Origin of the sequence: Streptomyces sp. NPDC058576 (assembly GCF_042718715.1) — a bacterium.
Taxonomy (GTDB): Bacteria; Actinomycetota; Actinomycetes; order Streptomycetales; family Streptomycetaceae; genus Streptomyces.
Genome location: NZ_JBHXPF010000126.1, coordinates 1 through 2,535, shown reverse-complemented (window position 1 = coordinate 2,535; position 2,535 = coordinate 1). Strand labels below are relative to the sequence as shown.

The window sequence follows — 2,535 nt, the reverse complement described above, 5'->3', positions numbered from 1 at the left end:
GCGTCGTAGAGTCCTACGACGCGGCCCGGCCGCACCTCGTGGCAAACGGGCCACGCCGATGTCACACGTCTCACGTAGGCTCGGTAGTGCCAGAGACAGAGAAGAGCGACCGCGCCACCGCGGATCACCGGGGGAGGGACCTACCGTGCTCATCGACACCTTCGACCGGGTCGCCACCGACCTGCGCGTGTCACTCACCGACAAGTGCAATCTCCGCTGCACCTACTGCATGCCGGAAGAGGGCCTTCAGTGGCTCGGCAAGAGCGAGCTGCTCTCCGACGACGAGATCGTGCGGCTGATCCGTATCGCCGTCACCTCGCTCGGCATCACCGAGGTCCGCTTCACCGGCGGCGAGCCCCTGCTGCGCCCCGGCCTCGTCTCCATCGTGGAGCAGTGCGCCGCGCTCACACCCCGCCCCCGCATGTCCCTCACGACCAACGGCATCGGACTCAAGCGGACCGCCACCGCCCTCAAGGCCGCGGGGCTCGACCGGGTCAACGTCTCGCTCGACACCCTGCGACCCGACGTCTTCAAGACCCTCACCCGCCGTGACCGCCACAAGGACGTCCTGGACGGCCTGGAGGCCGCCCGCGAGGCCGGGCTCACCCCGGTGAAGGTCAACTCCGTCCTGATGCCGGGACTCAACGACGACGAGGCCCCCGAGCTGCTCGCCTGGGCCGTCGCCCACGACTACGAGCTCCGCTTCATCGAGCAGATGCCGCTCGACGCCCAGCACGGCTGGAAGCGCGACGGCATGATCACCGCCGGTGACATCCTCGCCTCGCTGCGCACCCGCTTCACCCTCACCGCCGAGAGCGACGAGTCCCGCGGCTCCGCCCCCGCCGAGCGCTGGACCGTCGACGGCGGCCCGCACCGTGTCGGCGTGATCGCCTCCGTCACCCGCCCGTTCTGCCGCGCCTGCGACCGCACCCGGCTGACCGCCGACGGCCAGGTCCGCACCTGCCTCTTCGCCCGCGAGGAGACCGACCTGCGCGGGGCCCTGCGCGGGGACGCGCCGGACGAGGAGATCGCCCAGCTCTGGCGGACGGCCATGTGGGGCAAGAAGGCGGGCTCCGGACTGGACGACCCGTCCTTCCTGCAGCCCGACCGCCCGATGTCGGCGATCGGCGGCTGACGCTCAGGCGTTCCGGGAGCCCTCGGGGCCCGGGTCCCAGTCCTTCAGCGCCACGACGTCCTTGAGGAATCCCCGTACACCGAGGAACGAGGACAGATGCTCCCGGTGCTCGTCGCAGGCCAGCCAGGTCTTGCGCCGCTCGGGCGTGTGCAGTTTGGGGTTGTTCCAGGCGAGCACCCACACAGCGGCGGCCCGGCAGCCCTTGGCGGAGCAGAGCGGGGCACCGGTGGGACTCTCGGCGGACGTCTCGGGGAAGATCACGTCACCCAGCCTAAATCAGGTGCTCGCCCGCCAAGTCAGGTGCTCCACGAGCCCTCTGACGCATCCCCTGCCGGAGAAAGGGCGACGCCGAGCAGCCACGGGGGGAGCTGCCCGGCGTCGGTCCGTCGCTCCGACGGGGGATGCGGAGCGCAGTCGCAGTATGTCACGGGCGCCGGGGTACGGTGCACCGGAACGTCATGATTGATCTGAGCTTTTCTTGAGCTTCGCGGGACGTGCGGGCTCAGCTGTGCTCATGCGGCGGCGGGACCCGGCCGGACGTCCCCTCGGAGTCCCCGGACTCCGCCGAACCGGACGCCGGGGCGGCCTCCAGAGCCGGCCGCATCGGCATCGGCACGAACGTCGTCGGGAGTGAAGTCGCGTTCTCCCGGCCCGCGTTGGCGAGGACCACCGCCACGTACGGCAGCAGCACCCCCAGCACGAGCGCCACGATCGCCACATGCCGCTCCACGTTCCACAGCACCGCGGCCAGCACCACCGACACCGTGCGCACCGACATCGAGATCACATAGCGTCGCTGTCGCCCGCGGACGTCGTCCGTCAGCCCCTGACGGGCGCCCGTGATCCGGATGACCTCCGAATCCGCGTTCTTCCGCAGCATGCTCCACCACCAGATGTCGTCGCCGGACGCTCACGGACCGGGCCGCATCCACGGTACGCCCGTCACCCGCCGGGCAGGCGACCGGGGCCCGCCCGACGGGTGACGCCCGTGGTCCCCCGGACGGCCCAACCGGGCATGCGACGCCCGGACGGCGGGCCAAGACTGGGCGGACGCGCACTCCGCGCCGTACGAGGAGGCGAAATGAGCTGGTTGTGGGCAATCATCGTGGGATTGGTGCTCGGTGTCATCGCCAGAGCGATCCTGCCGGGCAAGCAGGACATCCCGCTCTGGCTGACGGCCGTGTTCGGCATCCTCGGCAGCATCCTCGGCAACGCGGTGGCCGGCTGGATCGGTGTGGAGGACACCAAGGGCATCGACTGGATCCGCCACCTGCTGCAACTGGCGGGTGCCGTGGCGGTCGTCGCCGTCGGTGACATGGCCTGGCAGAAGTTCCGGGGCGGCCGGCGTCAGAGAACCTGACCGCTCACCACAGCGCCGCGGCCGGACACGCTTTCTCACG

General features: G+C 70.7%; 4 protein-coding genes. 2 read left to right on the top strand and 2 right to left on the bottom strand.

The features are described 5' to 3' along the window. The first annotated feature begins 145 nt into the window (after positions 1–145). Entirely contained in the window at positions 146–1,135 is a 990-nt protein-coding gene (moaA, locus tag ACFWRV_RS36365) for a GTP 3',8-cyclase MoaA (protein WP_384340468.1), read from the top strand. A gap of 3 nt (positions 1,136–1,138) precedes the next feature. On the opposite strand, the gene ACFWRV_RS36360 is transcribed toward moaA, so the two are convergent. After that, positions 1,139–1,396, bottom strand: a complete 258-nt coding sequence (locus ACFWRV_RS36360; protein ID WP_384340466.1) for a hypothetical protein — start codon at positions 1,394–1,396, stop codon at positions 1,139–1,141. Between the two features lie 241 nt (positions 1,397–1,637). After that, entirely contained in the window at positions 1,638–2,015 is a 378-nt protein-coding gene (locus ACFWRV_RS36355) for a DUF3099 domain-containing protein (RefSeq protein ID WP_384340464.1), read from the bottom strand. Between the two features lie 201 nt (positions 2,016–2,216). On the opposite strand from ACFWRV_RS36355, the gene ACFWRV_RS36350 reads away from it, so the two are divergent. Beyond that, positions 2,217–2,495: a GlsB/YeaQ/YmgE family stress response membrane protein gene (locus tag ACFWRV_RS36350; RefSeq protein ID WP_384340462.1), complete on the top strand. Its 279-nt coding sequence runs from the start codon at positions 2,217–2,219 to the stop codon at positions 2,493–2,495. The last annotated feature ends 40 nt before the right edge of the window (positions 2,496–2,535 follow it).

Excerpts from the sequence above, each read along its gene's own strand:
- ACFWRV_RS36355 (WP_384340464.1), bottom strand. The coding sequence starts at position 2,015 with ATGCTGCGGAAGAACGCGGATTCGGAGGTCATCCGGATCACGGGCGCC.
- ACFWRV_RS36350 (WP_384340462.1), top strand. The coding sequence starts at position 2,217 with ATGAGCTGGTTGTGGGCAATCATCGTGGGATTGGTGCTCGGTGTCATC.